The organism is Pseudolysinimonas sp., from assembly GCF_051954455.1.
Taxonomy (GTDB): Bacteria; Actinomycetota; Actinomycetes; order Actinomycetales; family Microbacteriaceae; genus Pseudolysinimonas.
In genome coordinates, this window is record NZ_JBQCHS010000017.1 from 33,815 (window position 1) to 59,745 (window position 25,931).

Consider the following 25,931-nt stretch of genomic DNA (forward strand, 5'->3'; position numbering starts at 1 on the left):
GGAGCTCACCCGACCATCCTGACGGAGGTTCCGTGCGGATCCGCTGCGCACGCGTCAGGATTCCGTCAGGATCGGCGCTCCCCCGCCCCGCCGCGCGCAGCATCGGGGCATGCGGCGGCTGGTCTCGCGCGTCCTCGACGGTCCTCATCCCTGGGGGGAGTTCCAGGTGGGCGTCGCCGCCCGCGGGGCCTGGTGCACCTACCGGCTCATGGTGCTGCCGCCCGGCGTCGATGCGACCGGCCGGCGACTCATGCGACTGCGCCTGGCGTGGCCCGCGGCGGGCGCGCTCCTCGGCTTCCTGGTGCTCGTCGCCGGCGCCGGTCACGTCGGTCCGCTGCGCCTCACCTCGTGCGTCGTCACCGGCTACATCGCGAGCACCCTCCTCGTCCTGCGCGCAACCCGCCGGATCGCCCGGACCACCCTGCGGATCTCCGCCGCCGAGTACCGGATGGCCGGCGACGCCGAACAGCTCGGCGACGTCCGTGCGATCCGCGAGGCGGTCGCGGCGTTCGAGCGCCTGGACCGCGCGGCGCTCGATCCCGTCGCGTACGAAGCCGGCTGGTGGCGGATCTACGCCCGCCTCGCCGACGAGCCGTCAGGATCCCGCCGGGCGGCGTCAGGGTTCCGTGAGGATCGCCATCGGGCATGATGCGGCGGCGTTCACTCGTCACGTGCTCGACATCGTCTACGTCGTCGCGATCCTCGCGCTGACGGCTCTCGTGGTCCTCGTGGCCAAGGGGGTCGAGAAGCTGTGATCGCGTTCACGATCATCGCCGCCCTGCTCGCCATCGCCGCCATCGGCTACGTCGTGGTCGCCCTCGTGCGACCGGAGAAGTTCTGATGGCGCCCGGCGGAACCGAGTGGCTCCTGTTCGGCGCGCAGCTGCTGACCCTCGCGGTCGCGCTCGTGCTCCTGCAGATCCCGCTCGGCGACTACATCTCCCGCGTCTTCATGAGCCCGAAGCACCTGCGGGTCGAGCGCGGCTTCTACCGCATCATCGGCGCCGACGGCGACGCGGAGCAGAGCTGGGGCGTCTACCTGCGCTCGGTGCTCGTCTTCTCGCTCGTCGGCATCCTGCTCGTCTACCTCGTCCAGCGCCTGCAGACGTGGCTTCCCTGGTCGCTCGGCCTCGGCACCCCCGGGGAGTCCCTGTCGTTCAACACGGCGGTGTCCTTCGTCACGAACACCAACTGGCAGTCGTACTCGCCCGACACCACGCTCGGCTACACGGTGCAGCTCATCGCGCTCGCGGTGCAGAACTTCGTCTCGGCGGCCGTCGGCATCGCCGTCGCCGTCGCGCTGATCCGCGGGTTCTCGATGCGCCGCACCGGAACGATCGGCAACTTCTGGGTCGACTTGACCCGGGCGACGTTGCGGATCCTCCTGCCCCTCTCGGTCGTCGCCGCGGTGATCCTGCTCGCGGGCGGCGTGATCCAGAACTTCGCCGGGTTCCAGCACATCACCACCGTCGCGGGAGCCAAGGGCGTGATCCCGGGCGGCCCGGTCGCCTCGCAGGAGGCGATCAAGCTCCTCGGCACCAACGGCGGCGGGTTCTATAACGCGAACTCCGCGCACCCGTTCGAGAACCCCTCCGCGTGGACGAGCCTCTTCGAGGTCTTCCTGCTGCTGCTGATCCCGTTCGCGCTGCCGCGCGCGTTCGGCCGGATGATCGGCGACCGGCGGCAGGGCACGGCGATCCTCGCCACGATGGGCGTCTTCTGGATCGTCTCGAACGTCCTGCTCTTCTGGGCGGAGATCGCCGGTTCCGGCACCGCGCCGCGGCTCGCGGGCGGGGCGATGGAGGGCAAGGAGGATCGTTTCGGCATCGCGCTCTCGACCATCTTCGGATCGTCGACGACGCTCACCTCGACCGGCGCGGTGAACTCGATGCACGACAGCTACACCGCGCTCGGCGGGGCGGTGACCCTCACCGACATGATGCTCGGCGAGGTCGCGCCCGGCGGCGTGGGATCCGGGCTCTACGGCATCCTCATCCTCGCGATCATCGCGGTCTTCGTGGCCGGCCTCATGGTCGGTCGGACGCCGGAGTACCTCGGCAAGAAGATCGGACCGCGCGAGATGAAGCTCGCCAGCCTCTACATCCTCACCACGCCGACCCTGGTTCTGCTCGGGACCGGCCTCAGCTTCGCGATCCCCGGGGTCCGCCAGGACGTCGAGAAGACGTCGATCTGGAACCCCGGCTCCCACGGGCTGAGCGAGGTTCTCTACGCGTTCACCTCGGCCGCGAACAACAACGGCTCGGCGTTCGCGGGGCTGACGGCGAACACCCCGTGGTTCAACACGGCGCTCGGGGTGGCCATGTTCCTCGGCCGGTTCGTGCCGATCGTGTTCGTGCTCGCCCTCGCCGGCTCGCTCGCGCAGCAGGACAGGGTCCCGGTCACGGCCGGCACCCTGCCGACCCACCGCCCGCTGTTCGTCGGGATGCTCATCGGCACCTCGCTGCTCGTCACCGCTCTCACCTACTTCCCGGTGCTCGCGCTGGGACCCCTCGCAGAAGGACTGAAGTAACGCCATGACCACCGTCACCACCGAGACGCCGGCCCCGTCGGGCAAGGGGAGCCGCCGTGGCGGCGCCCTCTCCTGGGCGCAGGTCGTCCAGGCGCTGCCCGGCACCGTCCGCAAGCTCGACCCGCGGCTGATGTGGCGCAACCCCGTCATGTTCGTCGTCGAGGTCGGAGCCGCCCTCACGACGGTCTATGCGATCGCCGAACCCTTCATGAACGTGCCCGTCTCGAGCGCGGGCCGGCTGGCCCCGAGCTTCAGCGCCGGCATCGCGATCTGGCTCTGGCTCACCGTCCTGTTCGCGAACCTCGCGGAGTCGGTCGCCGAGGGGCGCGGCAAGGCACAGGCGCAGTCGCTGCGCGCGACGCGCACCTCCACACTGGCCCATCAGGTGCTCCGGTACGACGCCGCGGGCGACCCCGAGGCCCTGCGCGCGGAGCTCGGCGAGATCGCCTCGTCGGAGCTCAAGCTCGGCGACGTGGTCGTCGTCACCGCGGGTGAGGTCATCCCGGGCGACGGTGACATCATCGCGGGCATCGCGAGCGTCGACGAGTCGGCGATCACGGGCGAGTCAGCGCCGGTCGTGCGCGAGCACGGCGGCGACCGGAGCGCCGTGACCGGCGGCACCCGGGTGCTCTCCGACCGCATCGTGGTGACGATCACGTCGAAGCCCGGCGAGACGTTCGTCGACCGGATGATTCGGCTCGTGGAGGGCGCCGCCCGGCAGAAGACCCCGAACGAGATCGCGCTCAACATCCTGCTCGCGAGCCTCACGATCGTCTTCCTCGTCGTCGTGCTCGTGCTGAATCCGATGGCCGACTACCTGCACGGCGCGACCACGATCGTGATCCTGATCGCACTGCTCGTCTGCCTGATCCCCACCACGATCGGCGCCCTGCTGAGCGCGATCGGCATCGCGGGCATGGACCGGCTCGTGCAGCACAACGTGCTCGCGATGTCCGGCCGCGCCGTCGAGGCAGCCGGTGACGTCACCACGCTGCTGCTCGACAAGACCGGGACGATCACCTACGGCAACCGACGCGCCACCGCCTTCGTGCCGCTGCGCGACATCGCCCAGGACGCCCTCGTGCAGGCGGCGCGGCTCTCGTCGCTCGCCGACCCGACGCCGGAGGGCACCTCCGTCGTCGAGCTCGCCGGCGGCGCCGTCGACGTGCCTGCAGGCGCCGAGATCGTCCCGTTCACCGCGCAGACCCGCATGTCGGGCCTCGACCTGGCCGACGGATCCCAGATCCGCAAGGGCGCCGGGTCCAGCGTCGCGGCATGGATCGGCGGCGAGGAGCCGCGCGACCTCGCCGAGATCGTGGAGCGGATCTCGCAGTCGGGCGGCACCCCGCTGGTCGTCGCGACGAAGGACGCGCAGGGCGAGGGTCGCGTGCTCGGCGTCATCCACCTCAAGGACGTCGTCAAGGAGGGCCTCCGCGAGCGCTTCTCCGAGATGCGCGCCATGGGCATCCGGACCGTCATGATCACGGGCGACAACCCGCTGACCGCGAAGGCGATCGCGGCCGAGGCGGGCGTCGACGACTTCCTCGCCGAGGCGACCCCGGAGGACAAGCTCGCGCTCATCAAGAAGGAGCAGGAGGGCGGCAACCTCGTCGCCATGACCGGCGACGGCACCAACGACGCCCCCGCGCTCGCGCAGGCGGACGTCGGCGTCGCGATGAACACCGGCACCTCCGCCGCGAAGGAGGCCGGCAACATGGTCGACCTCGACTCCGACCCGACGAAGCTCATCGACGTCGTCCGGATCGGCAAGCAGCTGCTCATCACGCGCGGCTCGCTCACCACGTTCTCGATCGCCAACGACGTCGCGAAGTACTTCGCCATCATCCCGGCCATGTTCGCGGGGGTGTTCCCCGGGCTCGCGGTGCTGAACATCATGCAGCTGCACTCGCCGGCGTCGGCGGTGCTGAGCGCGATCATCTTCAACGCGCTGGTGATCGTGTTCCTGATCCCGCTCGCGCTGCGCGGCGTGAAGTACAAGCCCCGCGCCGCCTCCCAGATCCTCAGCCGCAATCTGCTGATCTACGGCCTCGGCGGCCTGATCGCGCCGTTCATCGGCATCAAGATCATCGACCTCGTCGTCACGCTCATCCCCGGGTTCTGAAGCCCGGACCAAGGAGACAGAACCATGAAGCTCAGCCGTCAGGCATGGACCGCGATCCGCGCCATGATCGTCCTCACGATCGTCCTCGGCATCCTCTACCCCGGTGTCATCTGGCTCGCGGGTCTGGCCATGCCGAGCCAGGCGAACGGGTCGCTCCTGCGGAACCCGTCCGGCGAAGTCGTCGGGTCGTCGCTCATCGGGCAGTCCTTCACCGACAAGAAGGGCAACCCGCTCCCCCAGTGGTTCCAGTCCCGCCCGTCGGCGGCCGGCACCGGATACGACGCGAGCGCGTCCTCCGGCTCCAACTGGGGCCCGGAGAACCCCGACCTCATCAAGGCGATCACGTCCCGGCAGTCGCAGATCGAGAAGCTCGACGGCGTGACGAAGGCGCAGATCCCGGCCGACGCGGTCACGGCCTCCGGGTCGGGGCTCGACCCCGACATCAGCGAGGCCTACGCCCTCTTGCAGGTGCCCCGGGTGGCGCAGGAGCGCGGCATCTCGGAGTCGAGCCTCCGCGCCCTCGTCGAGCAGCACGTCGAGGTCCGGACCCTCGGTTACATCGGGGAGCCCGTGGTGAACGTCGTGGAGCTCAATCAGGCGCTCTCGCAGCTGAAGTAGCGGCAGACTGCACCCATGAAGCGCGGTCGTCTGCGGGTGATGCTCGGCGCCGCTCCCGGCGTCGGCAAGACCTACGCGATGCTCGAGGAGGGCGCACGGCTGCAGAGCGAGGGTCGCGACGTCGTCGTCGCGGTCGTGGAGACGCACGGCCGCGCCGCGACGTCCGCGCTCCTCGACGGGCTCGAGGTGCTCCCGCGCGTGGAGGTCGCGCATCGCGGGGTCGCGCTCGACGAGATGGACCTCGACGGGGTGCTCGCGCGTGCGCCGGAGCTCGCGCTCGTCGACGAGCTCGCCCACACCAACGCGCCCGGCTCCCGGCACGCCAAGCGCTGGGAAGACGTGACGACCCTCCTGGACGCCGGCATCGACGTCATCTCGACCGTCAACATCCAGCACATCGCGTCGCTCAACGACGTGGTGCAGCAGATCACCGGGGTCCCGCAGCGCGAGACGATCCCCGACGCGGTGCTCCGCGACGCCGACCAGGTCGAGCTCGTCGACCTGGCGCCGCAGGCGCTCCGCGACCGCCTGTCCCAGGGCGTCGTCTATCCCGCTGCGCGGGTGGACGCGGCGCTCAGCAACTACTTCCGGCTCGGCAACCTCACCGCGCTGCGCGAGCTCGCGCTCCTCTGGCTCGCCGACGAGGTCGACAGCGCGCTCCGCGCCTATCGCGCTGAGCACGGCATCTCGGCTCCGTGGGAGGCGCGGGAGCGCATCGTCGTCGCGCTGACCGGCGGCCCCGAAGGCGATACCCTCCTGCGCCGCGGGGCGCGCATCGCCCAGCGCTCGGGCGGAGGCCAGCTCTACGCGGTCCACGTCACGAGCCCGGACGGCCTCGCACGTCCCGGGGCGGGCATCCTCGCCGCCCAGCGCGCCCTCGTCGAGACCCTCGGCGGCACCTTCCACCAGCTCGTCGCCGAGCAGGTGCCGCAGGCGCTCGTCGAATTCGCCCGGAGCGTCAACGCCACCCAGCTCGTCATCGGGGTGAGCCGACGCGGGCGCCTGCGGGCACTGCTCGGGGGTGCCGGGACCTCGCAGGGCGTCATCCGCCTCGCCGGCGACATCGACGTGCACATCGTCTCGCACGCGCAGGCGGGCCGCATCGGCCTCCCGAAGCTGAACGGGGCCCTCTCGGTCCGGCGCCGGATCGTGGGCCTCATCGTCGCCGTGGCGGGGCTCCCGCTCCTCACCGCGCTCCTGGCGCTGTTCCGCAGCGACCAGACCATCACGACGGACGTGCTGCTGTTCCAGCTCCTGGTCGTCGTGGTCGCCCTCATCGGCGGCATCTGGCCGGCGCTCGTCGCGGCGATCGCCGCCGGCTTCTTCCTCGACTTCTTCTTCCTGCCGCCGCTCTACGTCGTCCGCATCGCAGATCCGCTCCATGCCCTGGCGCTCGTGATCTTCGTCTCGGTCGCGGCGCTCGTGAGCGTGGTCGTCGACCAGGCGGCCCGCCGCGCGACGGTCGCCGCGCGCGCCTCCGCCGAGGCGGAGGTGCTCGTCGCGGTCGCCGGCAGCGTCATCCGCGGCGGCGACGCCCTCTACGTGCTGGTCGGGCGGCTGCGCGAGGCGTTCGCCCTCGCGAGCGTCCAGGTGCGGCAGGGCGACGAGATCGCCGCGGCGTCGGCGGACCCCTCGATCGCACGCGACGGCGACGAGGAGACCGTGCTTCCGCTCGGCGAGAAGGCCGAGCTGGTGCTCCGCGGGCGCGTGCTCGACGCCTCCGACCGCCGCGTACTGGGAGCGTTCGCCTCCCAGGTCGAGGCCGCGCTGCTTCAGCGACGCCTGACGGAGGAGGCCGAGGAGGCCCGTCCGATCGCCGAGGCCGACCGACTCCGGAGCGCCCTGCTGGCGGCGGTCGGGCACGATCTCCGTCGACCGCTGGCCGCCGCGACGGCCTCCGTCACCTCCCTGCGCTCCCCCGACGTCCGGCTCAGCCGGGCGGACCGCGCCGAGCTGCTGGAGACGGCCGACGAGAGCCTGCGCGCTCTCGGAACCCTGGTGACCGACCTCCTCGACGTCAGCCGACTGCAGGCCGGTGTGCTCGGCGTCGCGTCCCGCACCGTCGCGCTCGACGACGTCGTCGGCGGGGCGCTGGACGAGCTCGGACTCGCACCCGGCGACATCCAGCTGGAGCTGACCCGGGTCGCTCCCGTGCAGGCGGACCCGGTGCTGCTGCAGCGCGCGGTCGTGAACCTGCTCTCGAACGCGATGCGCTACGCGCCCGCGGGCCACCCCCCGGTCGTCGCGACGAGCGAGCTCGGCGACCGGGTGCAGCTGCGGGTCATCGACGCGGGGCCAGGGATCCCGGCCGAGCGGCGCGAGGATGTCTTCGTGCCCTTCCAACGCCTCGGCGACACCGACAACACCCTCGGGATCGGGCTGGGCCTCGCCCTCTCGAAGGGTTTCGTCGAGGCGATGAGCGGCACCCTCGAACCCGAGGACACCCCCGGCGGCGGGCTCACGATGGTGATCGAGCTCCCCGCGACGACGGGACGGAGGCCCTGATGCGCGTCCTCATCGCCGACGACGACCCGCAGATCCTGCGCGCCCTCCGCATCACCCTGACCGCGCGCGGCTACGAGGTCACCGTCGCCTCGGACGGCCGCGCCGCGCTCGACGCGGCGACCCGCACGCATCCGGACATCGTGGTTCTCGACCTCGGGATGCCCGGGCTGACCGGCGTGGAGGTGATCGAGGCGCTCCGCGGCTGGACGCAGGTGCCGATCCTCGTCGTCTCGGGCCGCACGGAGTCGTGGGACAAAGTGGAGGCGCTCGACGCCGGCGCCGACGACTACGTCACCAAGCCGTTCGCGGCCGACGAGCTGCTGGCCCGCATCCGCGCGCTCGGGCGCCGCGCGCCCACCGCGCCCGAGACCCCCGTCGTCGAGTTCGGGGACGTCGTCGTCGATCTCGCGTCCCGGGTCGTCACCCGGGCCGGTCAGACCGTGCGCCTCACACCGACCGAGTGGCGCCTGCTCGAGGTGCTGCTGCGGCATCCCGGCCGGCTCGTGACCCGCGAGACGCTGCTCACCGAGGTGTGGGGGCCGCAGTACACGACCGACACCGGGTACCTGCGCCTCTACCTCTCGCAGCTGCGCAAGAAGCTGGAGCCGGAGCCCGGTTCGCCCCGGTTCCTGCTGACGGAGGCGGGCATGGGCTACCGCTTCGCACCCGATCCGGGTGACGGGAATTGATTTCGGTTCGGTGAATTTCCCCGCCCGGCCTCCGAACGTGGGGTGGTGTGCGCTACTGTCGGGGCCTAACAGTTCCGGAACCGTCGGGACAGTAATAGAAAGCAGTACGCATGCCCACTGGAACCGTCAAGTGGTTCAACGCCGAAAAGGGTTTCGGCTTCATCACCCCCGACGACGGATCGCAGGATCTGTTCGCGCACTACTCCGCCATCCAGACCTCGGGCTACCGCAGCCTCGACGAGGGCCAGCGGGTGGAGTTCGAGGTCACGCAGGGCCAGAAGGGCCCGCAGGCCTCCAACATCACCGCGGTCTGACACCACGGACCACCGACGCGCCGCTCCTCCGGGGGCGGCGCGTCGTCGTTTCCGGGATGACCGCGGGACGGATGTGGACACCGTTCACATCCGGGTCTAGCTTGTCGGCATGAGCGCGATCCTGAATCCCTACATCAACCTCGGCGGCACCGCCCGCGAGGCCCTCGAGTTCTACCACGGCGCCCTCGGCGGCACCGTCAGCGTCATGACCTTCGAGGAGGGGGGCATGGGCGACCAGGTCGGCCCCGACGAAAAGGATCTCGTCATGCACGGCCAGGTCGACGGCGACCACGGCTTCACCCTCATGGTGTCCGACTCCCCCGCGCACATGGGGGGCGCGAAGCCCCTCAGCGGCGTCTCGATGTCGCTGAGCGGCGACGACGAGACCCTGCTCACCGGTCTCTGGGAGAAGCTCTCGGCGGGCGGATCGATCCAGGAGCCGCTGAGCCGCGCCCCCTGGGGCGACTCCTTCGGCATGTTCACCGACCGGTTCGGGGTGCCGTGGATGGTCAACATCCGGGGCGCCGGCGCGTCCGCCTGACCTCGGGCGGGGAACGGGCCGGCCGATACGCCGGGTTCTGTCCGGCCGGCGCCTCGCGGCTCCGGCCGGGACGGCCATCTCTCTCGGGAATGCGTTGCCGCAGCCCTCCAGCGGTCTACCCGACACCTCGGCGAGCAGCGTCATCGGTGTCTGTCCGACCTTGCTCCGGGCGAGGTTTACCCAGCGAGCCCTGTCACCAGGGCTCCTGGTGGTCTCTTACACCACCGTTTCACCCTTACCGCCGGCACGCCCCCGAAGGCGCGGACCGGAGGCGGTCTGCTCTCTGTTGCACTTTCTCGCGGATCACTCCGGGTGGGTGTTACCCACCGCCCTGCTCTGCGGAGCCCGGACGTTCCTCGGCGCGCGCCTCGCGGCACGCGACGCGACCGTCTGGCCGGCCCGTTCGTGTCGAGTGTATCGGCGGGATGCGAGGATGCGGTCGTGAAGGCCTCCCCCATCCGTCTCGTCGCGACCGACCTCGACGGGACCCTGCTGCGCTCCGACGGGACGGTAAGCGAGCGGACGGTCGCGCTGCTGGGTGCGCTGGAGGAGAGCGGTACGGTCGTCGTCTTCGTCACCGCGCGCCCGGTGCGCTGGGTGCGGGAGCTGCGCGCGATCGTGCACGGCCACGGGGTCGTCATCTGCGCGAACGGAGCCGTCGTGTACGACGCCCACGCCGATCGGGTGATGGAGTCCCGCACCCTGCCGGGGTCGATCGCGCGGGCGATCGTCGCCTCGGTCCGCGCCCGCGCTCCCGGCGCCCGTTTCGCGCGCGAGGCGCTCAGCGGCTTCGGGAAGGAGCCCGACTACCCTGAACGGCATCCGACCCCGGCGGGCAGCCTCGTCGGCCCGATCGAACCCCTGCTCGCCGATGACACGGTCAAGCTCCTGATCCGCGCGGAGGCCTCGGCCGCCGAGGAACTGGAGTCCGCGGGCGCCGAGATCGTCGGCGACCGTGCGGAGGCGACGACCTCCGACGGGAGCGGCGTCGTGGAGGTCAGCGGGCGCGGCGTGACGAAGGCGGCGACGCTGGCGCGGTTCTGCGCGGCGCGCGGGATCACGGCGGCCGATGTCCTCGCGGTGGGCGACATGCGGAACGACCTGCCGATGCTGGGCTGGGCGGGCACGGCGGCGGCGGTCGCGAACGCGCATCCCGACGTCCTCGCCGCGGTCGACCGGGTCGCGCCCTCGAACGACGAGGACGGGGTCGCGATGCTGCTCGGCGAGCTGCTGGAGGCCGGGCCCCGCCGCTAACGCTCGAACGATGCGCGCGTGTCCATGGCCTCGTTCGCGAGACGGTCGGCGCGGGAGTTCTCGGCGCGCGGGATCCACTCGAAGGTGACGGGGACGTCCGCCAGGATCCGTCGGGCCTCCCGCGCGAGATCGGCCATGTCGGGGTGCTTGATCTTCCACCGGCCCGACATCTGCTCGACGACGAGCTTCGAGTCCATCCGCACGTGCAGCTCGGCGTCCGGCGCGATCTCCAGCGCCTTCGTCACGCCGGCGATCATGCCCTTGTACTCGGCGACGTTGTTGCTCGCGATGCCCACGTACAGGCCGATCTCGGCGAGGATCTCGCCGGACTCCGCGTCGATGACGAGCGTGCCCGAGCCCGCGAGGCCGGGGTTGCCGCGCGACCCGCCGTCGGCCTCGACGATGAGGCGGGTCACAGCCCGGACTCCGCGGTGCGGACGAGGATCGCGCCCGACTCCTCCTCGACGATCACGTCGTCCGGCGCCGCGGCGCGCACCCGGCCGAGGTCCGACGCGCCGAGCATGACCCCGGTCGCGGAGGACATGCCGCGCTCCAGGTGCGACGCGCCCACCCCGTAGCGGGCGCGCTGCTTCTCGTACAGGGCGAGGAGGTCCGCCGGGATGCGCGCGGCGACCGTCCCGCGGTCGGCCTCGGCGTGCTCGCGGTCGGTCGCGATCGCGGAGAGGGCGGCGTCCCGCGCGGCCTGGGCGTCGACGATCGAGGCGTCGAGCGCGGCGAGAGCCGCGCGGGAGGTCTCCAGCTCGGCCGCGCGGTCCTCGACGGTCTGCATGACCTCGAGCTCGATGTCCTCGAGGTCGGAGCGGCGCTTCGCCAGCGCGGCGAGCTCCTGCTCGAGCGCAGCGATGTCCTTCGGCGAGGAGGAGCTCTGCAGCCGCTCCCGGTCCCGCGCGACCCGCGCCTCGACCACGGCGACGTCGGACTCGGTGCGCGCGAGCTCCGCCTTCGCGTCCTCCCACGCGCCCGTGCGGTCTCGGACGATCGCCTGCATGTCGTCGCGGCGGCCGGTCAGCTCCTGGAGCGCAGCGATCTCCGGCAGCCGCGCGGCGCGATGGGCGAGCTGGCCGAGGCGGGTGTCGAGCGCCTGGAGCTCGAGCAGGAGCGCCTGGTACTCGGGGGCGGCCTTCAACGGCATGCGGGTCCTCTCATACGATCGCGAACTCCCACGGGTCGGTGCGGAGCTCGCTGACGGCTATCTCGATGTCCGGAAGGGCGGCGCGGAGCTGCTCGGCGGCGACGTCGAGCCAAAGCCACTCGCTGGCCCAGTGGGACACGTCGATGAGCGCGGGGCCGCGACCGAGACGCGCGGCCTCCGCGGCCTCCGACGCGGGATGGTGCCGGAGGTCGCTCGTGACGTACACGTCGGCGGCCAGCACGGCCGGATGCTGGAGGAACGCGTCGCCCGCGCCGGCACAGAGCGCCACGGTGCGCAGCTCGCGCTCGTACTCGCCCGCGACGCGGATCCCCTGCGCGGTCGGCGGCAGGACGTCGGCGACCGCGCGCGCGAATCGCCCGAGCGCCATCGGGTGCTCCAGCCGGCCGACCCGGCCGAGTCCGACCGACGGCTCCGACCCGGGCACGAGCGGGCGGGCGTCCCGCAGTCCGAGGCGGGCGGCGAGCACGGCGGACGTGCCGCGCTCCACGACGTCGGCGTTGGTGTGGGCGGCGATGAGCGCGCAGCCGCCGCGGATCAGGCGCGCGACGACGGCGCCCTTGTAGCGGTCCTCGGCGACGCTGGTGACGCCGCGCAGCAGCAGCGGGTGGTGCGTCAGCAGCAGTTGGGCGCCGCTCGACACGGCCTCGTCGACGGTGTCGAGCACGGCGTCGACGGCGAGCCGGATCCGCGTGATCGGAGCGGCGGGGTCGCCGGCGACGAGGCCGACCGCATCCCACGACTCGGCGCCCGATCGCGGCCAGAGCGCCTCCACGACGTCCTGGACGTCGGCGAGGGTGGTCGGCATCCCCTCAGTCTAGGTTCGCGCCGCGACCGCACCGCCGACCGCGACGGGGGTCGCGGACTCCTGGCGCCGGATCGCGGGCACGGCCGACACGAGCGGGAGGACGATGCCGAGCAGGAGCGCGATCGCGACGCCGAGGTCCGCCGCCGCGAGCGGATCGCCCGACCGGACCCCGAGGAGGCGCCAGCCGAACCCCTCCCAGCCGAGCCAGGCCGTCGTTCCGCTGATGAAGGCGTAGCCGATGACCGAGATGACGACGAGGCCGATCAGGTTGGGCCAGCGCACGTCCGGGTAGACGCCGCCGCGGGCCAGCAGCGACGCGGGGTGGAATCGGCGCTGGCGGATCATGATCTCGGCCGCGAAGATGCCGGTCCAGGCCGCGCCGGGCACGGCCAGGGTGACGGCGAGGTCGGTGACGATCGTGCGAGCCTGCGCGTCGAGCAGCACGAACACCGCGCCGAGGACGAGCGAGAGCAGGGCCGCCACGATCACCCCCGTGATGCGCGGAAGCCGCGGCGTCAGGTTCTGCATCGCGAAGCCGCCGGAGTAGATCGAGAGCGCCGTGCCCGAGAGCAGCCCCACCACCGCGGCGAGGAGCAGGGGGATGATCGCCCACGCCGGCACCGCGCCGATGATCGCTTGGAACGGATGCGTGGCCAGCCCGGAGGCGAGTCTCGGGTCCGAGGCGGCGAGCAGGGCACCCCATGCGATCAGCAGGAACGGCGGGATCGTCGCGCCGAACGTCGCCCAGAGCATGGACGATGCGCCCGACCCGCCGGGGTTCTGGTAGCGGGCGAGATCGGACCCGGAGAACGCCCACACCAGACCGATGAAGCTGAAGACGAGGACGCCACCGCCCACCACCAGGATCCAGGAGCCGTCCTGGTGACGCAGCGCGGCTCCGAGGTCCACTCGCGGCAGGGTCGCGATCGCCGCGACCACGACGAGCACCCCCGCCACGATGCTCAGCACGAGCTGCACCCGCGCGAGGAGTCCGTATCCGACGGCGGCGACGAGTCCGGTGAGCAGGAGCGCGACCGCCATCGCGATGATCGCCCAGCGCGTGGCGCCGAAGCCGGCGTCGACGCCCTCTTCGACGAGCGTCCGCCCGACGGCGTCGCCCAGGAGCCAGAGCAGCGCCCCGCCCCAGAACACTCGGACCAGGACGGCCAGCACCGTCGGGAGCACGTTGCCCGTCACGCCGAACGCGGCCCGCGACAGCACGAGGGTCGGCTGCGCGTTCCATTTGCCGGCGAGCGTCGTGAACCCGAGCGGGATGAACGAGAGCGCGACGCCGACGACGATCGCGACGATCGCCTGCCGGAGGCTCATGCCCATCCCGATCATGACTGCGCCGAGCGCGACGCTGACCACCGAGGCGTTGGCTGCGAACCAGAGCCAGAACAGCCGGGCGGCGCGGCCGACCCGCCGTTCGACCGGCGTCGGCGCGGGGCCGGTGGTCTCGACCGCGAGAACAGATGCGGGCGTCGGCGGCGCGACGAGATCGACGGGCTCGGACGCGGCATCGGGCTCGGGCTCGAATTCGGGCGAGGCGGACGGCTCCGGGGGCGATGGCTCCCCGAACGCCGGCTCGATGGGTGCCGGCGCACTGAGCGTCGGCGTCACCGCGACGGGCGACGTGTCGTCGAAGCGCACACGGTCGCCGTCGTCGACCGCGTCGTCGTTCTCCTCGTCGGCGGAGGGCGCTGCCACGGAGACGGCGGTCGGCGCGGCGGCCAGAAGCTGCTGCCACGGGTCGAGCGGCACCGGACTCCCGTCGTCCGTGTATCCGGGCGGCGGCGGGAGCTCCGCGCGGTGCGCGACGTCCGGCAGATCGGTGGGCGGGGGAAGCAGGCGCGGCGCCGGCTCGGGTGTCGGCTCGGCCAGCTCGACGGGCGGGGACTCGATCAGGATCGGTGGTGCGAAGGACGGCGGGGGCGCCGCCCGCCACGGATCGGAGGCCTCCGCTGGAGCGGGTGACTCGTCGCCTGCGGGCGCGACACCGGCGGACGCCGCTGCGCTCTCCTCGGGGGCGGGATCCGGGCCGGGGGCGGGGGGCGAGACAGGCGGCTCGCCCCGGAAGAAGGGAGCCACGGCGGGGGCGATCGGGATCTGTCCCGTCGCCACCGCGCGACGGTGCAGTTCCTGCTCGAGGCGCTCGATCGCGTGCTCGGTCGATACCCCGTCGACCTCGCGAAGCAGCTCGTCGTCGTCGACCGGAGGCGGCGTGAACGGGTCGACCGCGATGTGGTCGGGCGCGGGAGCATCGGCGGGTACCGGCGACCCCGGAACGGCCGCAGCGACAGCGGGAGAGGCGGCCGGCGCATCCCACGAGAAGGGTCGGACCGTCTCCTGCGCGGCTGGCGGCTCGGTCGGCGCCGGCTCCGCCGCCGACGATGCCGGCTCGGACGCGGGGACCGGCTCCGCCGCCCGTCCCGGCGGCACGTTCGACAAGTCCGGCAGCGTGATCGGGGCGGTGTAGGTGCGCACCTGCTCCTCGAGCGCCGCAGCGAGGGCATCATCGTCCCAGACGTCGGACGAGGGTGGCGGCGTGTAGGTCGAGCGTCGCGGGCCCGCCGGCACGTAGGGCCCGGGCTCCTCCTGTCCGCTGGTGTCGGACGGAGTGTCGCTCATGCCTCCGGATTCTAGGACGCGCGGGCCCCACGGGGGTCGCGACGGGCCGCATCGGCCGATCCCGGCTGGTCACGCGAGCCCACCTCGTGCTCCCCGACGATCCCGTCGGCGTCGGCGATCGAGACGACGGGGCCGCCCTCCCCGGGGGCGATCCGGATCGTGGCGCGGGGCCCGGCGAGCACCTCCAGGCGCTCTGCGCACCAGTGCGCGACCTCGGCCGACTGCCGGGCGCTGAGCGGCCGGTCGCCGAGGTCGTCGAGCAGGAGCGCGTCCACGCCGCGGGCGCGCGCCCGCTCGAGCGCACTCAGCAGCGGTTCGACGGCGAGCGCCCGCCCGCGGATCCGATCGCGGAGCGCCGCCTCGAGCGCGAGCGCCTCGGTCGGATCCGCGTCCTCCCCCGCGGCGATGCGCTGCAGCAGCGGTCCCGCCAGCGACCGCACGTCGGCGAGCTCGGCAGCGCGATGCTCGTCCCCTGCCTTGAGCGCCGCCTCCTCGGCGGCGCGGGCACGTTCGGCGTCCTGCTGGGCGAAGATGAGGCGCGCCGCCCGCTGCAGCCCGATGGCGAAGATCGTCCCGGCGACGAGCGAGACCGCCTGCCCGTAGCTGAGGTTCACGCCGAGCCAGGGCGCCCCGGTTCGGAGGAGGCTCCAGCCCACGCTGATGGCGAGCACGGCCGTGGTGATCACCCACGCGGCCAGGATGCGCCCCCGCAGCTCGAGGACGAAGAGGATGAAGTTCACAGCGCCGAGCTGCCACGTCACGACCTGGAGCGGCTCCAACCGCGTCGGCAGATCGCTGTACATCACGAGGACCGCGCCGATCCCGAGGATGCCGATCGCCCCGACCCGCCACCACGGCAGCGGCGTCGGCGACGGGCTCGCGATCAGCAGGGCGCCGAGGATCACGCAGCCGAGCGACACCGCGGTGACGGGGGCCCCCGCTGTGGGGGCGCCCCCGATCACCGCCATCGCGAGGTAGACGGCGCAGTACACGCCGAACAACACCCAGGCCCAGCGCCCGACGACCCCCAGATACAGCCCGATGTCCCGATCGGGGTGCGGCGTCACGCCGGGGACCATTCGAGCACGACCGTGGTGCCGCGGCCGATGCGGGAGATCACGTCGGCGCGTCCGCGGATGAGGGACATGCGATGGATGATGCCCTCGCTGATGCCGAGACGTGTCGGATCGACGCCGGCGGATTCGAACCCCACCCCGTCGTCCAAGACGACGACGTGCACGCGCGCCTCGTCGATGTTCACACTCACCTGCCGCGAGACCCCGCTGCCGGCGTGGCGCAGACTGTTGCGGATCGCCTCCGACATCGCCTCCTCGACCGCCGCTGCGACCCGCGCCGGGACGTGACCCGCTCCGGATGCGTAGTCGAAACGGATCCGCGCGTCGAGCTCGGTGGTGAGCGCCTGGAGCCGCCAGGCGAACTCGCGCGCGGTCGGGTCGCCCAACGGCGTCGGATCCTGCAGCTCCTCGATCGCCGCGAGGGCGCGCACCGCCTCGCGGCGCGCCTGCTCGTCGCCCCCGGCCGGTCCCCGGCCGAAGGCGAGCAGCGCGACGATCAGTCGATCGTGGATGAGGGCCTCGACCCGGCGCCGCTGGGCGCGACGGGCCTCCGCCCCCGCGGCCGCCGACGCCTCCGCGACCGCGGATCGGACGGCTTCGTCGAGCATGTTCCCGGCGCGCCGCGATGCGATCGCCAGTGCCGCGAACAGGGCCGCGTAGAAGATGTTCTGGCAGTGGTGCAGCACCACGAGCTCGCGGATGCCCGGCTCGGCGAGGAACAGCCCGCCGGCCGTGAAGGTCGCGAGCGTCACGACCAGGTAGGCGATGGCCGACGGCACGGGCAGACCGGCGGCTGCGGCGGCCACGCCGATCACGGTGAGGTCGCTGAGCCAGGGGTCGAACGGCAGCGATCCGGGCGGAGCCGCGAGCGGGGCGAGCAGCGCGCCGAGGAGGATCACACCCGCCAGAACGACGAACGACGCGGTGGTCGCCGCGGTCGAACCGACGGCGCCCACCACCACGACGGCGATGCTCGCCCCGGCGACGAGCGCGATCGCCGAGGCCGTCCACCACGCTGCCATGGCGTGCGCCTCACCGAGGATCGTCGGAACGGCGAGACCCAGCAGGATCAGTCCGGCGATGCCGAGCGACACGCCCATGAGACGCCCGACGCGAGCGGACGCGCTCGGGCCCGCGACGAGCGCGACGCTCATCGCTCGGCGTCGGGCGCCGGGAGGATCCCGTCCTCCACCGCGCGCTGGTAGAGGTCGACCTTGGTGGCCGCGGGCCGGCCCGCGCGCACGTACTTCGCGCGGATCCGTCGGACGTAGTCGTCGACCGTCCCGACCGCGATGTGCATCTGCGCCGCGACCGCCTGCGCCTTGAGCCCGCGGGCGAACAGGCCGAGGACCGCCTGCTCCTGCGGGCTCAGGCCGGCGTCCGCCAGCTGCGGGTCGCCGTCGATCGCCGCGGCCCAGTCGGCCGACATGCTGTCCTCCCCCGCGGCGACGCGGCGGATCGCCTCCGCGAGCGACGCCACCGGCTCGGACTTGCGGAGCAGCCCCGCGATGGGCGCCTTGGAGACCGAGCGGACGAGGTACGGACTCTCGGCCGAGGTCAGGACGAGCACCCGCGCGCCCTGCGCGTCGAGGCGCTCGACGTTCGCGACCGGCGAGGAGCCGTCGGCGAGTCGGAGGTCGAGGATCGCGACCTCGAACTCCGGATGGGCGGCGAGCACATCCGCGACGGTCGGCGCCGACCCGAGGAATTCGACTCCCTCGACGCGCGCGACCGCCTCCTGGACCGCGAGCGCGACGAGCTCGTGGTCGTCGATGAGCACCACTCGCGTCACCCGGTCACCTTAGCCGCGAACGGCGCCGCGACCCGAACAAGTGCCTATGAAATCCGGGGCAGACAGGACGCTCCGGTTCCATGAGACTCGGCCCATGCCCATCAGGCGACCCGAGACCGCCGTCGAGCCCAGTCGTACCCTGCGCATCGCACGCGCCTGCGAGCAGCCGACGTGCGGCGCCGTGTACTACGTCGCGGTGGGCGCGGTCGGCGCCGTCTGCCCGGTGTGCGAGGGGCGGCGCTCCGACTTCCAGCTGTCCGCATGATCGTGGGCCCTGAGGGACTCGAACCCCCGACACCTGCGGTGTAAACGCAGTGCTCTGACCAGCTGAGCTAAGAGCCCTCCAGCGCCACCGTACACTCGCACCATGGTCGGCGCGGCACCTCTGAAGCCCGAGCACCGCTGGCCACCCGTCGCCGCCACCGCCGTCGCCGTCCTGCTCTACGCGTTCCTGCCCGACCGGTTCTCGTTCATCCCGTCCTGGGTGATGCCGGCCGTGGCGCTTGCCCTGGTCGTCCCGCTCATCGTCCTCAACCCGCGCCGGCTGACCCGCGAGGCGTGGTGGTCACGCGGTCTCGGCATCCTGCTGTCGTGCGTGATCCTCGCGGCCAACCAGGTGGCGGTCGTGGAGGCGATCGTCGCCCTGCTCGATCCGAGCGTCAAAGGGCGGACGGTGCTCGTCGCCATGCTGCAGGTCTGGGTCACGGACGTCATCGTGTTCGCGCTCATCTACTGGGAGCTCGACCGCGGCGGCTCCGTCGCGCGCCGCTTGCGGCACGATCCCGACCGCATCCACGACTTCCGTTTCCCGCAGGAGGACAACGGCCCGACCCCGTGGAAGCCGGCATTCACCGACTACCTGTTCTTCTCCCTCTCCACGATGATGGCGTTCAGCCCGACGGATGTCATGCCGCTGTCGACGCGGGGCAAGGCGCTCATGGCGGCGCAATCGCTCACCGGGTTCGTCGTCCTGGCGCTCGTGATCTCGCGCGCCGTGAACATCCTGTCCTGATGAACGCACCGCGGAAGCCGCAGCAACGCGCGGAGGCCGAGCGCCGGTGGCCGGTGGCCGTCGCGATCGCGGTCGCGCTGCTGCTCTACGGGCTGCTGCCCTCGACGTTCACGCCGGCGATCCGCTACGGCGTCGTCGCCGTGAGCACCGGGATCCTCGTCGCACTGATCTTCTTCAATCCGGCGCGCTTCGTCCGGGAGACGCGCTGGTCGCGGGTGCTGTCCGGCGTGCAGGCGCTCGTGCTGGTGGCGGGCAACCAGGTCGCGCTCGTGGAGCTCATCGTCCAGCTCGTCACGGCCTCGCACCAGAGCGGCCCGGGGCTCCTGCTCGCGGCCCTGCAGGTCTGGACGACGAACGTGATCGCCTTCGGTGTCCTGTACTGGGAGATGGACCGCGGCGGTCCGGTCGCCCGACGTCGGGACCAGCGGTCGGAGCTGCCGAGAGCCGACTTCCGATTCCCGCAGGACGAGGATCACGACACGATCGACGAGGTCCGGGCCGGCTCCTCGGAGAAGAGCGACTGGATGCCCGGCTACCTCGACTACCTCTACTTCTCGGCCACCGACTCCATGGCCTTCAGTCCGACCGACGTCATGCCGCTCACGGCGCGCGCGAAGGCGCTCATGCTCATGGAGGCGTTCGCCGGGTTCGTGATCCTCGCCCTGGTCATCGCGCGGGCGGTGTCGCTGCTGGGCGGCTGACGGTCACGCCGCGGGCACGTCGTAGCCGCCGGCCGCGATGTCCTCCAGCAGCGTCGGCCCCGTCGGATCCCATCCGTAGCGCTCCCGCGTGAGGGCGCTCGAGGCACGCAGGTCGAGCGGCCAGAAGCGGCCCATCCAGCCGAAATGCTCCATCGCGTCCGCCGGGTCGATCGACGCCACCGGGAGTCCGAGCCGGTCACCGAGCGCCTCCGCGATCGTCTTCGTCGGCACGCCCTCCTCCGCCACGGCGTGGATGCGCGTCGCGACCTCCGGCGACTCGATCGCGAGCCGTACGAGCCGGGCAGCGTCGTCGCGGTGCACCGCGCCCCAGGCCTGCGACCCGTCGCCGACGTAGGCCGCGACGCCCGTGCGCCGCGCGATCTCCGCGAGGACCCGGATGAAGCCGTGGTCGCCGCCCGTGCCGTGCACCGTCGGGGCGAACCGGGCGAGGATCGGGTGGATGCCGCGGTCGGCGAGCCGCAGCGCCGCGTGCGCGTTCGCGTTCCGGGCCTCGGCCGCGCCCTCGTCGTCCTCGGTGGACGGCCGCCCCTGAGCCAGGCCGGCCACGCCGGAGGCGATCACGAGGACCTCGCCGCCCTCCCGTGCGAGCGCGTCGCCGATGGTGTCGATCGCCGCCCGATCGATCTCCACCGAGCGCAGGAAGTCGTCGAAGGCATGGACGAATGCGAGGTGGACGACCCCGTCGGCGCCGGAGGCGGCCTCCCGCAGGACGTCCAGATCCGTCAGCTCGCCGCGCACGACCTCCGCTCCGAGCGCGGCGATCGTCGCGGCGGACTCGTCGGACCGCGCGAGTCCCACGACCTCGTGCCCCGCGCCGATCAGCTCCCGGGTGACGCCGGACCCGATCCAGCCCGATGCGCCGGTGATGAAGTACCTCATGTGAACCTCCATTGCCATGTCAGTGTCTGACATCGGAGACGCTAGCACTGATGTCAGCGACTGTCATGTCATACGATCGCAGCATGGTCCGATGGGAGCCCGATGCGGCCGGGCGGCTGCGGCGTGCGGCCGCCGAGCTCTTCGTCGAGCGCGGCGTCGAGGCGACCACGGTCGCCGCGATCGCGGAGCGGGCCGGCGTGACCGAGCGCACGTTCTTCCGTCATTTCGCCGACAAGCGCGAGGTGCTGTTCGGCGACGGCGTCCGGTTCACGTCCCTGTTCGTCGACCCGGTGCGCGACGCTCCCCCGGACGCGTCACCGCTCGACGCGGTCGCCGCCGGCGTCCGGGCGTCCGCCGCGTTCTTCCCCGATGAGCGGCGGGCCGACTCGCGCATCCGCGGGCGGATCATCGCCGACAACCCCGGCCTGCAGGAGCGGGAGCTCCTCAAGATGGACGCGATCGCCGCGTCGATCGCCGACGCCCTTCGCGAGCGCGGAGTCCCCGACCCCGCCGCGACGATCGTCGCCCGCGCCGGCGTGGCGGTCTTCAGCGCGGCATTCGTGGCCTGGCTGCGTGAGGACGAGACCCGCGAGATGGGCGAGCTGATCGAGGACGGCCTGCGCGAGCTCCGCGCGATCGCCTCCTAGGCGGCGGGGGCGAGGACCTCGGCGAGCGCCTCTCGATACGACTCGATCGACCGCGGCTCGCCGGGGGCCGTGATGAAGGAGGCGCGGATCACGCCGTCGGCGTCGATCACGAACGTCGCCCGGTTGGCGAAGCCCTTCTCCTCGAGGAAGACGCCGTACTCCTTCGCGACCGCGCCGTGCGGCCAGAAGTCCGCGAGCAGGGTGAAGTCGTAGCCCTCCTGCTCCGCCCAGGCGCGGAGGGAGGCCTTGGAGTCGACCGAGATCCCGAGCAGCTCGACGCCCTGCTGCTGGAAAAGCGCGAGGTTGTCGCGGATCGCGCACAGCTCCCCCGTGCAGACGCCCGAGAAGGCGAGCGGGAAGAAGACGAGCACGACCGGACGCACGCCGCGGAAGTCGCTCAACCGGACATGCTCGCCGTACTGGTTGGCGAGATCGAAGTCGGGAGCGCGGGTGTCGTTCTCAAGGGCCACGGCTGGCGATCCTACGCTCGCCGGTCCGGAGTCGCCGGAGGTTCTAGACTCGATTCCGCCACACGGCGCCCGGCCGCAACCCGGCACGGACTCCCCAACTCCCCGCCACCGCCCGTCATCCGGGCGCGCGCGGGACGCACACTCGGAAGAGGTCAGCGGTGACGGTGAACGACCAGGACCCGTACTCGGTGGAGCACACCGACCAGGATCCCGAGGAGACGCAGGAGTGGCAGGAGTCGCTCGACGCGCTCGTCGCCGAGAAGGGCCACGAGCGCGGCCGTGAGGTGATGCTCTCGCTGCTGAAGCGGTCCAAGGACCTCCAGCTGGGTGTCCCCATGGTGCCGACCACCGACTACATCAACACGATCGCGCCCGAGAACGAGCCCGCGTTCCCCGGCGACGAGGAGCTCGAGCGCCGCTACCGCGCGTGGATCCGCTGGAACGCCGCGATCACCGTGCACCGCGCCCAGCGCCCCGGCATCGCGGTCGGCGGCCACATCTCGACGTACGCGTCGTCGGCCGCGCTGTACGAGGTCGGCCACAACTGGTTCTTCCGCGGCAAGGACCACCCGGGCGGCGGGGACCAGGTCTTCTACCAGGGCCACGCCTCCCCCGGCATGTACGCCCGCGCCTGCCTCGAGGGCCGGCTCTCGACCGCGCAGCTCGACGGATTCCGCCAGGAGAAGAGCCAGGCCCCGAACGGCCTGAGCTCCTACCCGCACCCGCGCCTCATGCCGGAGTTCTGGGAGTTCCCGACCGTGTCGATGGGCCTCGGGCCGATCAACGCGATCCACCAGGCGCAGCTGAACAAGTACCTCACCAACCGCGGCATCAAGGACGCGTCCGATCAGCACGTCTGGGCGTTCCTCGGCGACGGTGAGATGGACGAGGTGGAGTCGCGCGGCGCCCTGCAGTGGGCCGCGAACGACAAGCTCGACAACCTGACGTTCGTCATCAACGCGAACCTGCAGCGCCTCGACGGGCCGGTCCGCGGCAACGGCAAGATCATCCAGGAGCTGGAGTCGTTCTTCCGCGGCGCCGGCTGGAACGTCATCAAGGTCATCTGGGGCCGCGAATGGGACGAGCTGCTCGCCCGCGACACCACGGGCGCGCTGGTGAACCTGATGAACCGCACGCCGGACGGCGACTACCAGACCTACAAGGCCGAGTCGGGCGCCTACGTGCGCGAGAACTTCTTCGGCCGCGACCCGATCACCGCGAAGATGGTCGAGGGCTACACCGACGAGCAGCTCTGGAACCTCAAGCGCGGCGGCCACGACTACCGCAAGGTGTTCGCGGCGTTCAAGTCGGCGATGGAGCACAAGGGGCAGCCGACCGTCATCATCGCGAAGACGGTCAAGGGCTACGGCCTCGGCCCGAGCTTCGAGGGGCGCAACGCGACCCACCAGATGAAGAAGCTCACGCTCGACAACCTCAAGGAATTCCGCAACGCGATGCGCATCCCCATCACGGATGCGCAGCTCGAGGAGAACCCCTACCAGCCGCCGTACTACCACCCCGGCGAGGACGACCCGGCGATCCGGTACCTCCAGGAGCGCCGGCGCGAGCTCGGCGGCTACGTGCCCGAACGACGCTCCAAGTACACGCAGATCACGCTGCCGGAGGGGTCGGCGTACGACGTCGTCAAGAAGGGCTCCGGCAAGCAGGAGGTCGCGACGACCATGGCGTTCGCGCGGCTGCTGAAGGACCTGCTGCGGGCGCCGGACTTCGGCAACCGGATCGTGCCGATCATCCCGGATGAGGCGCGCACCTTCGGCATGGACGCCTACTTCCCGACAGCGAAGATCTACAACCCGAACGGCCAGCACTACACCTCGGTCGACCGCGAGCTGCTCCTCGCCTACAAGGAGAGCCCGCAGGGCCAGATCATCCACACCGGCATCAACGAGGCGGGCGCCTTCTCGGCCTTCACCGCGGTGGGCACCAGCTACGCCACCCACGGGCAGCCGCTCATCCCGGTCTACGTCTTCTACTCGATGTTCGGATTCCAGCGCACGGGCGACGCGATGTGGGCGGCGGGCGACCAGATGGCGCGCGGCTTCATCATCGGCGCGACCGCGGGCCGCACGACGCTGACCGGCGAGGGCCTGCAGCACGCCGACGGCCACTCGCACCTGCTCGCCTCGACCAACCCGGCGGTCGTGTCCTACGACCCGGCCTACGGCTACGAGATCGGGCACATCGTGCGCGCGGGCATCGAGCGGATGTACGGCGAGAACAGCACGGACCCGAACGTCATGTACTACCTGACGGTCTACAACGAGCCGATGCCGCAGCCGGCCGAGCCGGAGGACGTCGACGTCGAGGGCATCGTCCGCGGCATCCACCGCCTCAAGCAGGCGGACAATCTCGGGCCGAAGGCGCAGATCCTCGCCTCCGGCGTGGGTGTGCCGTGGGCGCTCGAGGCGCAGGAGCTGCTCGCGCGCGACTGGAACGTCGCGGCGGACGTGTGGTCGGTGACCTCCTGGACGGAGCTGCGCCGCGACGGCGTCGCCGCCGACGAGCACAACTTCCTGCACCCGGGCGAGGCGCCGCGGATCCCGTACCTGTGGTCGAAGCTGCAGGGGTCCGAGGGGCCGTTCGTCGGCGTCTCCGATTACATGCACGCGGTGCCCGACCAGGTGCGCGCGTTCATCCCCGGTGACTACCTCACGCTCGGCGCCGACGACTTCGGCTTCAGCGACACGCGCGCGGCGGCGCGGCGGCACTTCTTCATCGACGGACCGTCGATCGTGGTGCGCACCCTGCAGGCGCTCGCCCGGCGGGGTCAGGTCGACCCGGCGGCCGTCGGTCAGGCGATCGAGAAGTACCGCCTGTTCGACGTGACGGCGGGCACGAGCGGCTCCGCGGGCGGGGAGAGCTAAGCCCCCGGGCTGCGTTCGATGGCCGCGCGCACGAAGGCGCAGACCCTCGCCTGGCTGCGCACCCTCTCGGGGGAGCTGAACACGGCGACGCTCAAGCGTCTCGAGGACACGCTGCCCTGGTACCGCGACATGCCGCCCGGGCGGCGCAGCGCGGTCGGCATGGTCGCGCAGAACGGCATCAGCGCCTTCATCTCCTGGTTCGACGACCCGAAGTCCATCCCGTGGATCGCCGCCGACGTGTTCGGCGCGGCCCCCCGGGAGCTGCTGCGCTCGGTCAGCCTGCAGCAGACGCTCCAGCTGATCCGGGTCACGGTCGAGACCGTCGAGGAGCGCGTGCGCAAGGACGCGGACGAGACGCTGAAGGACGCGATCCTCCTCTACTCGCGCGAGATCGCGTTCGCCGCCGCGGACGTCTACGCCCGCGCGGCGGAGGCCCGCGGCCTCTGGGACGCGCGGCTCGAGGCGCTCGTCGTCGACTCGATCCTGACCGGCGAGTACGACTCGGAGCTGCCGTCGCGCATCGCGGCGCTCGGCTGGAACGGGCACGGCGCGGTGAGCGTGCTCGTCGGCACGGCGCCGAAAATGCTCGACGTCGACCAGCTGCGGCGCACCGCGCGCCACCTCGACGCCGACGTCCTCATCGGTGTCCAGGGCAGCCGACTGGTGCTCGTGATCGGCCGCACGGAGGCCGCCGAGGAGGGCGGTGACGGGCGGGAGCCGCTGACGTTCCTCGAGATCGCCGCGGAGCTCGAGCCGGGGTTCGGGCCCGGGCACCTGGTGCTCGGACACGAGGTGCCGTCGCTCGTCGACGCCGCCCGGAGCGCCAAGGCGGCGCTGGCCGGCTTCGCGGTCGCGCGCGCCTGGCGCGGGGCGCCGCGGCCGGCGCTCGCGGACGACCTGCTGCCGGAGCGCGCGTTCGCGGGCGACCCGCTCGCGCGGTCCGCGCTCATCAACCGCGTCTACAAACCGCTGCAGGAGCACTCGAGCGACCTGCTGACGACGCTCTGGGCCTACCTCGACAACGGACGCTCGCTCGAGGGGACGGCGCGCGAGCTGTTCGTGCACCCGAACACCGTGCGCTACCGCCTGAAGCGGATCAGCGAGATCATCGGCTATGACGCCACCGGCGCACGCGAGGCGCTCATCCTGCAGTCGGCGCTCATCGTCGGATCCATCTCGGCGCGCGCGGCTCGCTGACCCGCCGCGGAGGCCGGAGACGGCAGCGATCGGCCCAGCGTTGTGCGCCACCCACAGCGTTCGGCCGGT

At 72.0% G+C, this 25,931-nt stretch carries 26 protein-coding genes, 1 tRNA gene and 1 other RNA gene; 17 read left to right on the forward strand and 11 right to left on the reverse strand.

The annotated features are described in order from the left end of the window. The first annotated feature begins 109 nt into the window (after positions 1 to 109). From ACTHM3_RS08080 to ACTHM3_RS08125, 10 genes are all read left to right on the forward strand, one after another. Positions 110 to 649, forward strand: a complete 540-nt coding sequence (locus ACTHM3_RS08080) for a DUF6611 family protein (RefSeq protein WP_440405603.1) — start codon at positions 110 to 112, stop codon at positions 647 to 649. After that, a complete protein-coding gene (locus tag ACTHM3_RS08085; protein WP_440405604.1) occupies positions 627 to 755 on the forward strand; it encodes a hypothetical protein in 129 nt (42 codons plus the stop codon). Before ACTHM3_RS08080 ends, ACTHM3_RS08085 begins: the two co-directional genes overlap by 23 nt. Continuing rightward, on the forward strand, positions 752 to 841 hold the full coding sequence (locus ACTHM3_RS08090) for a potassium-transporting ATPase subunit F (protein WP_440405605.1): 90 nt from the start codon (positions 752 to 754) through the stop codon (positions 839 to 841). The genes ACTHM3_RS08085 and ACTHM3_RS08090 overlap by 4 nt, the downstream gene beginning before the upstream one ends. Further along, positions 841 to 2,529, forward strand: coding sequence for a potassium-transporting ATPase subunit KdpA (kdpA, locus tag ACTHM3_RS08095; RefSeq protein WP_440405606.1), 1,689 nt, complete (start codon positions 841 to 843; stop codon positions 2,527 to 2,529). Before ACTHM3_RS08090 ends, kdpA begins: the two co-directional genes overlap by 1 nt. Before the next feature lie 4 nt (positions 2,530 to 2,533). Next, positions 2,534 to 4,651, forward strand: a complete 2,118-nt coding sequence (gene kdpB / locus ACTHM3_RS08100) for a potassium-transporting ATPase subunit KdpB (RefSeq protein WP_440405607.1) — start codon at positions 2,534 to 2,536, stop codon at positions 4,649 to 4,651. Positions 4,652 to 4,675: 24 nt separating this feature from the next. Further along, on the forward strand, positions 4,676 to 5,269 hold the full coding sequence (kdpC, locus tag ACTHM3_RS08105) for a potassium-transporting ATPase subunit KdpC (RefSeq protein WP_440405608.1): 594 nt from the start codon (positions 4,676 to 4,678) through the stop codon (positions 5,267 to 5,269). Between the two features lie 15 nt (positions 5,270 to 5,284). Further along, positions 5,285 to 7,774: an ATP-binding protein gene (locus tag ACTHM3_RS08110; protein ID WP_440405609.1), complete on the forward strand. Its 2,490-nt coding sequence runs from the start codon at positions 5,285 to 5,287 to the stop codon at positions 7,772 to 7,774. Then, positions 7,774 to 8,463, forward strand: a complete 690-nt coding sequence (locus ACTHM3_RS08115) for a response regulator (protein WP_440405610.1) — start codon at positions 7,774 to 7,776, stop codon at positions 8,461 to 8,463. Before ACTHM3_RS08110 ends, ACTHM3_RS08115 begins: the two co-directional genes overlap by 1 nt. 110 nt (positions 8,464 to 8,573) lie before the next feature. Then, positions 8,574 to 8,777: a transcription antiterminator/RNA stability regulator CspE gene (gene cspE / locus ACTHM3_RS08120; protein ID WP_440405611.1), complete on the forward strand. Its 204-nt coding sequence runs from the start codon at positions 8,574 to 8,576 to the stop codon at positions 8,775 to 8,777. Positions 8,778 to 8,886: 109 nt separating this feature from the next. Beyond that, positions 8,887 to 9,318, forward strand: coding sequence for a VOC family protein (locus ACTHM3_RS08125; protein ID WP_440405612.1), 432 nt, complete (start codon positions 8,887 to 8,889; stop codon positions 9,316 to 9,318). Positions 9,319 to 9,328: 10 nt separating this feature from the next. Here the strand turns inward: ACTHM3_RS08125 and rnpB are convergent. Continuing rightward, positions 9,329 to 9,720, reverse strand: an RNA gene (gene rnpB, locus ACTHM3_RS08130) — RNase P RNA component class A. A gap of 39 nt (positions 9,721 to 9,759) precedes the next feature. On the opposite strand from rnpB, the gene ACTHM3_RS08135 reads away from it, so the two are divergent. After that, positions 9,760 to 10,572, forward strand: coding sequence for an HAD family hydrolase (locus tag ACTHM3_RS08135; protein ID WP_440405613.1), 813 nt, complete (start codon positions 9,760 to 9,762; stop codon positions 10,570 to 10,572). On the opposite strand, the gene ACTHM3_RS08140 is transcribed toward ACTHM3_RS08135, so the two are convergent. Genes ACTHM3_RS08140 through ACTHM3_RS08170 form a run of 7 tightly spaced genes read right to left on the reverse strand, consistent with a single transcriptional unit; the run spans position 10,569 to position 18,050 of the window. Beyond that, complete coding sequence (locus tag ACTHM3_RS08140) at positions 10,569 to 10,988, reverse strand: reverse transcriptase-like protein (RefSeq protein WP_440405614.1); 420 nt, start codon at positions 10,986 to 10,988, stop codon at positions 10,569 to 10,571. The two genes, ACTHM3_RS08135 and ACTHM3_RS08140, sit on opposite strands and share 4 nt — an antisense overlap. Then, the gene (locus tag ACTHM3_RS08145) at positions 10,985 to 11,725 is read right to left on the reverse strand and encodes a zinc ribbon domain-containing protein (RefSeq protein WP_440405615.1); all 741 of its coding nucleotides are present in this window, start codon (positions 11,723 to 11,725) and stop codon (positions 10,985 to 10,987) included. Before ACTHM3_RS08145 ends, ACTHM3_RS08140 begins: the two co-directional genes overlap by 4 nt. A gap of 10 nt (positions 11,726 to 11,735) precedes the next feature. After that, entirely contained in the window at positions 11,736 to 12,551 is an 816-nt protein-coding gene (locus ACTHM3_RS08150) for a Nif3-like dinuclear metal center hexameric protein (RefSeq protein ID WP_440405616.1), read from the reverse strand. A gap of 9 nt (positions 12,552 to 12,560) precedes the next feature. Beyond that, entirely contained in the window at positions 12,561 to 15,182 is a 2,622-nt protein-coding gene (locus ACTHM3_RS08155) for a cytosine permease (RefSeq protein ID WP_440405617.1), read from the reverse strand. An 11-nt stretch (positions 15,183 to 15,193) separates the two neighbouring features. After that, positions 15,194 to 16,249 carry a hypothetical protein gene (locus ACTHM3_RS08160; protein WP_440405618.1) on the reverse strand — a complete coding sequence of 352 codons (1,056 nt, stop codon included), beginning with the start codon at positions 16,247 to 16,249 and terminating at the stop codon, positions 15,194 to 15,196. Next, a complete protein-coding gene (locus ACTHM3_RS08165; RefSeq protein WP_440405619.1) occupies positions 16,246 to 17,412 on the reverse strand; it encodes a hypothetical protein in 1,167 nt (388 codons plus the stop codon). The genes ACTHM3_RS08160 and ACTHM3_RS08165 overlap by 4 nt, the downstream gene beginning before the upstream one ends. Next, entirely contained in the window at positions 17,409 to 18,050 is a 642-nt protein-coding gene (locus tag ACTHM3_RS08170; RefSeq protein WP_440405620.1) for a response regulator transcription factor, read from the reverse strand. Before ACTHM3_RS08170 ends, ACTHM3_RS08165 begins: the two co-directional genes overlap by 4 nt. A gap of 94 nt (positions 18,051 to 18,144) precedes the next feature. Between ACTHM3_RS08170 and ACTHM3_RS08175 the strand changes: the two genes are divergently transcribed. Next, positions 18,145 to 18,315 (forward strand): hypothetical protein, encoded by a 171-nt coding sequence (locus tag ACTHM3_RS08175; protein WP_440405621.1) that lies wholly within the window; start codon positions 18,145 to 18,147, stop codon positions 18,313 to 18,315. 3 nt (positions 18,316 to 18,318) lie between these two features. Here ACTHM3_RS08175 and ACTHM3_RS08180 read toward each other — a convergent pair. Continuing rightward, positions 18,319 to 18,392, reverse strand: a tRNA-Val gene (locus ACTHM3_RS08180). Positions 18,393 to 18,417: 25 nt separating this feature from the next. Between ACTHM3_RS08180 and ACTHM3_RS08185 the strand changes: the two genes are divergently transcribed. Continuing rightward, positions 18,418 to 19,062, forward strand: coding sequence for a DUF1345 domain-containing protein (locus ACTHM3_RS08185; protein ID WP_440405622.1), 645 nt, complete (start codon positions 18,418 to 18,420; stop codon positions 19,060 to 19,062). Continuing rightward, positions 19,062 to 19,763, forward strand: coding sequence for a hypothetical protein (locus tag ACTHM3_RS08190; protein WP_440405623.1), 702 nt, complete (start codon positions 19,062 to 19,064; stop codon positions 19,761 to 19,763). Before ACTHM3_RS08185 ends, ACTHM3_RS08190 begins: the two co-directional genes overlap by 1 nt. A 3-nt stretch (positions 19,764 to 19,766) precedes the next feature. Here ACTHM3_RS08190 and ACTHM3_RS08195 read toward each other — a convergent pair whose 3' ends face one another. After that, on the reverse strand, positions 19,767 to 20,663 hold the full coding sequence (locus tag ACTHM3_RS08195; RefSeq protein WP_440405624.1) for an SDR family oxidoreductase: 897 nt from the start codon (positions 20,661 to 20,663) through the stop codon (positions 19,767 to 19,769). A gap of 83 nt (positions 20,664 to 20,746) precedes the next feature. Here ACTHM3_RS08195 and ACTHM3_RS08200 point away from each other — a divergent pair, with 83 nt between their 5' ends. Next, positions 20,747 to 21,310: a TetR/AcrR family transcriptional regulator gene (locus ACTHM3_RS08200; RefSeq protein WP_440405625.1), complete on the forward strand. Its 564-nt coding sequence runs from the start codon at positions 20,747 to 20,749 to the stop codon at positions 21,308 to 21,310. Here ACTHM3_RS08200 and ACTHM3_RS08205 read toward each other — a convergent pair. Continuing rightward, complete coding sequence (locus tag ACTHM3_RS08205) at positions 21,307 to 21,780, reverse strand: peroxiredoxin (RefSeq protein WP_440405626.1); 474 nt, start codon at positions 21,778 to 21,780, stop codon at positions 21,307 to 21,309. The genes ACTHM3_RS08200 and ACTHM3_RS08205 overlap by 4 nt on opposite strands. A 158-nt stretch (positions 21,781 to 21,938) precedes the next feature. On the opposite strand from ACTHM3_RS08205, the gene aceE reads away from it, so the two are divergent. Both aceE and ACTHM3_RS08215 read left to right on the forward strand, forming a co-directional pair. After that, on the forward strand, positions 21,939 to 24,665 hold the full coding sequence (gene aceE, locus ACTHM3_RS08210) for a pyruvate dehydrogenase (acetyl-transferring), homodimeric type (RefSeq protein WP_440405627.1): 2,727 nt from the start codon (positions 21,939 to 21,941) through the stop codon (positions 24,663 to 24,665). Positions 24,666 to 24,683: 18 nt separating this feature from the next. Then, positions 24,684 to 25,862 (forward strand): PucR family transcriptional regulator, encoded by a 1,179-nt coding sequence (locus ACTHM3_RS08215; RefSeq protein WP_440405628.1) that lies wholly within the window; start codon positions 24,684 to 24,686, stop codon positions 25,860 to 25,862. Positions 25,863 to 25,931: the final 69 nt, after the last annotated feature.

Bases quoted from the DNA above. Each gene is read 5' to 3' on its own strand.
- cspE (WP_440405611.1), top strand. From the start codon at position 8,574: ATGCCCACTGGAACCGTCAAGTGGTTCAACGCCGAAAAGGGTTTCGGC.
- ACTHM3_RS08190 (WP_440405623.1), top strand. From the start codon at position 19,062: ATGAACGCACCGCGGAAGCCGCAGCAACGCGCGGAGGCCGAGCGCCGG.
- ACTHM3_RS08185 (WP_440405622.1), top strand. From the start codon at position 18,418: ATGGTCGGCGCGGCACCTCTGAAGCCCGAGCACCGCTGGCCACCCGTC.
- kdpA (WP_440405606.1), top strand. From the start codon at position 841: ATGGCGCCCGGCGGAACCGAGTGGCTCCTGTTCGGCGCGCAGCTGCTG.
- ACTHM3_RS08195 (WP_440405624.1), bottom strand. From the start codon at position 20,663: ATGAGGTACTTCATCACCGGCGCATCGGGCTGGATCGGGTCCGGCGTC.
- ACTHM3_RS08080 (WP_440405603.1), top strand. From the start codon at position 110: ATGCGGCGGCTGGTCTCGCGCGTCCTCGACGGTCCTCATCCCTGGGGG.
- ACTHM3_RS08215 (WP_440405628.1), top strand. From the start codon at position 24,684: ATGGCCGCGCGCACGAAGGCGCAGACCCTCGCCTGGCTGCGCACCCTC.
- kdpB (WP_440405607.1), top strand. From the start codon at position 2,534: ATGACCACCGTCACCACCGAGACGCCGGCCCCGTCGGGCAAGGGGAGC.
- ACTHM3_RS08200 (WP_440405625.1), top strand. From the start codon at position 20,747: ATGGTCCGATGGGAGCCCGATGCGGCCGGGCGGCTGCGGCGTGCGGCC.
- ACTHM3_RS08155 (WP_440405617.1), bottom strand. From the start codon at position 15,182: ATGAGCGACACTCCGTCCGACACCAGCGGACAGGAGGAGCCCGGGCCC.
- kdpC (WP_440405608.1), top strand. From the start codon at position 4,676: ATGAAGCTCAGCCGTCAGGCATGGACCGCGATCCGCGCCATGATCGTC.
- ACTHM3_RS08115 (WP_440405610.1), top strand. From the start codon at position 7,774: ATGCGCGTCCTCATCGCCGACGACGACCCGCAGATCCTGCGCGCCCTC.
- ACTHM3_RS08110 (WP_440405609.1), top strand. From the start codon at position 5,285: ATGAAGCGCGGTCGTCTGCGGGTGATGCTCGGCGCCGCTCCCGGCGTC.
- ACTHM3_RS08150 (WP_440405616.1), bottom strand. From the start codon at position 12,551: ATGCCGACCACCCTCGCCGACGTCCAGGACGTCGTGGAGGCGCTCTGG.
- ACTHM3_RS08125 (WP_440405612.1), top strand. From the start codon at position 8,887: ATGAGCGCGATCCTGAATCCCTACATCAACCTCGGCGGCACCGCCCGC.
- ACTHM3_RS08145 (WP_440405615.1), bottom strand. From the start codon at position 11,725: ATGCCGTTGAAGGCCGCCCCCGAGTACCAGGCGCTCCTGCTCGAGCTC.
- ACTHM3_RS08175 (WP_440405621.1), top strand. From the start codon at position 18,145: ATGCCCATCAGGCGACCCGAGACCGCCGTCGAGCCCAGTCGTACCCTG.
- ACTHM3_RS08165 (WP_440405619.1), bottom strand. From the start codon at position 17,412: ATGAGCGTCGCGCTCGTCGCGGGCCCGAGCGCGTCCGCTCGCGTCGGG.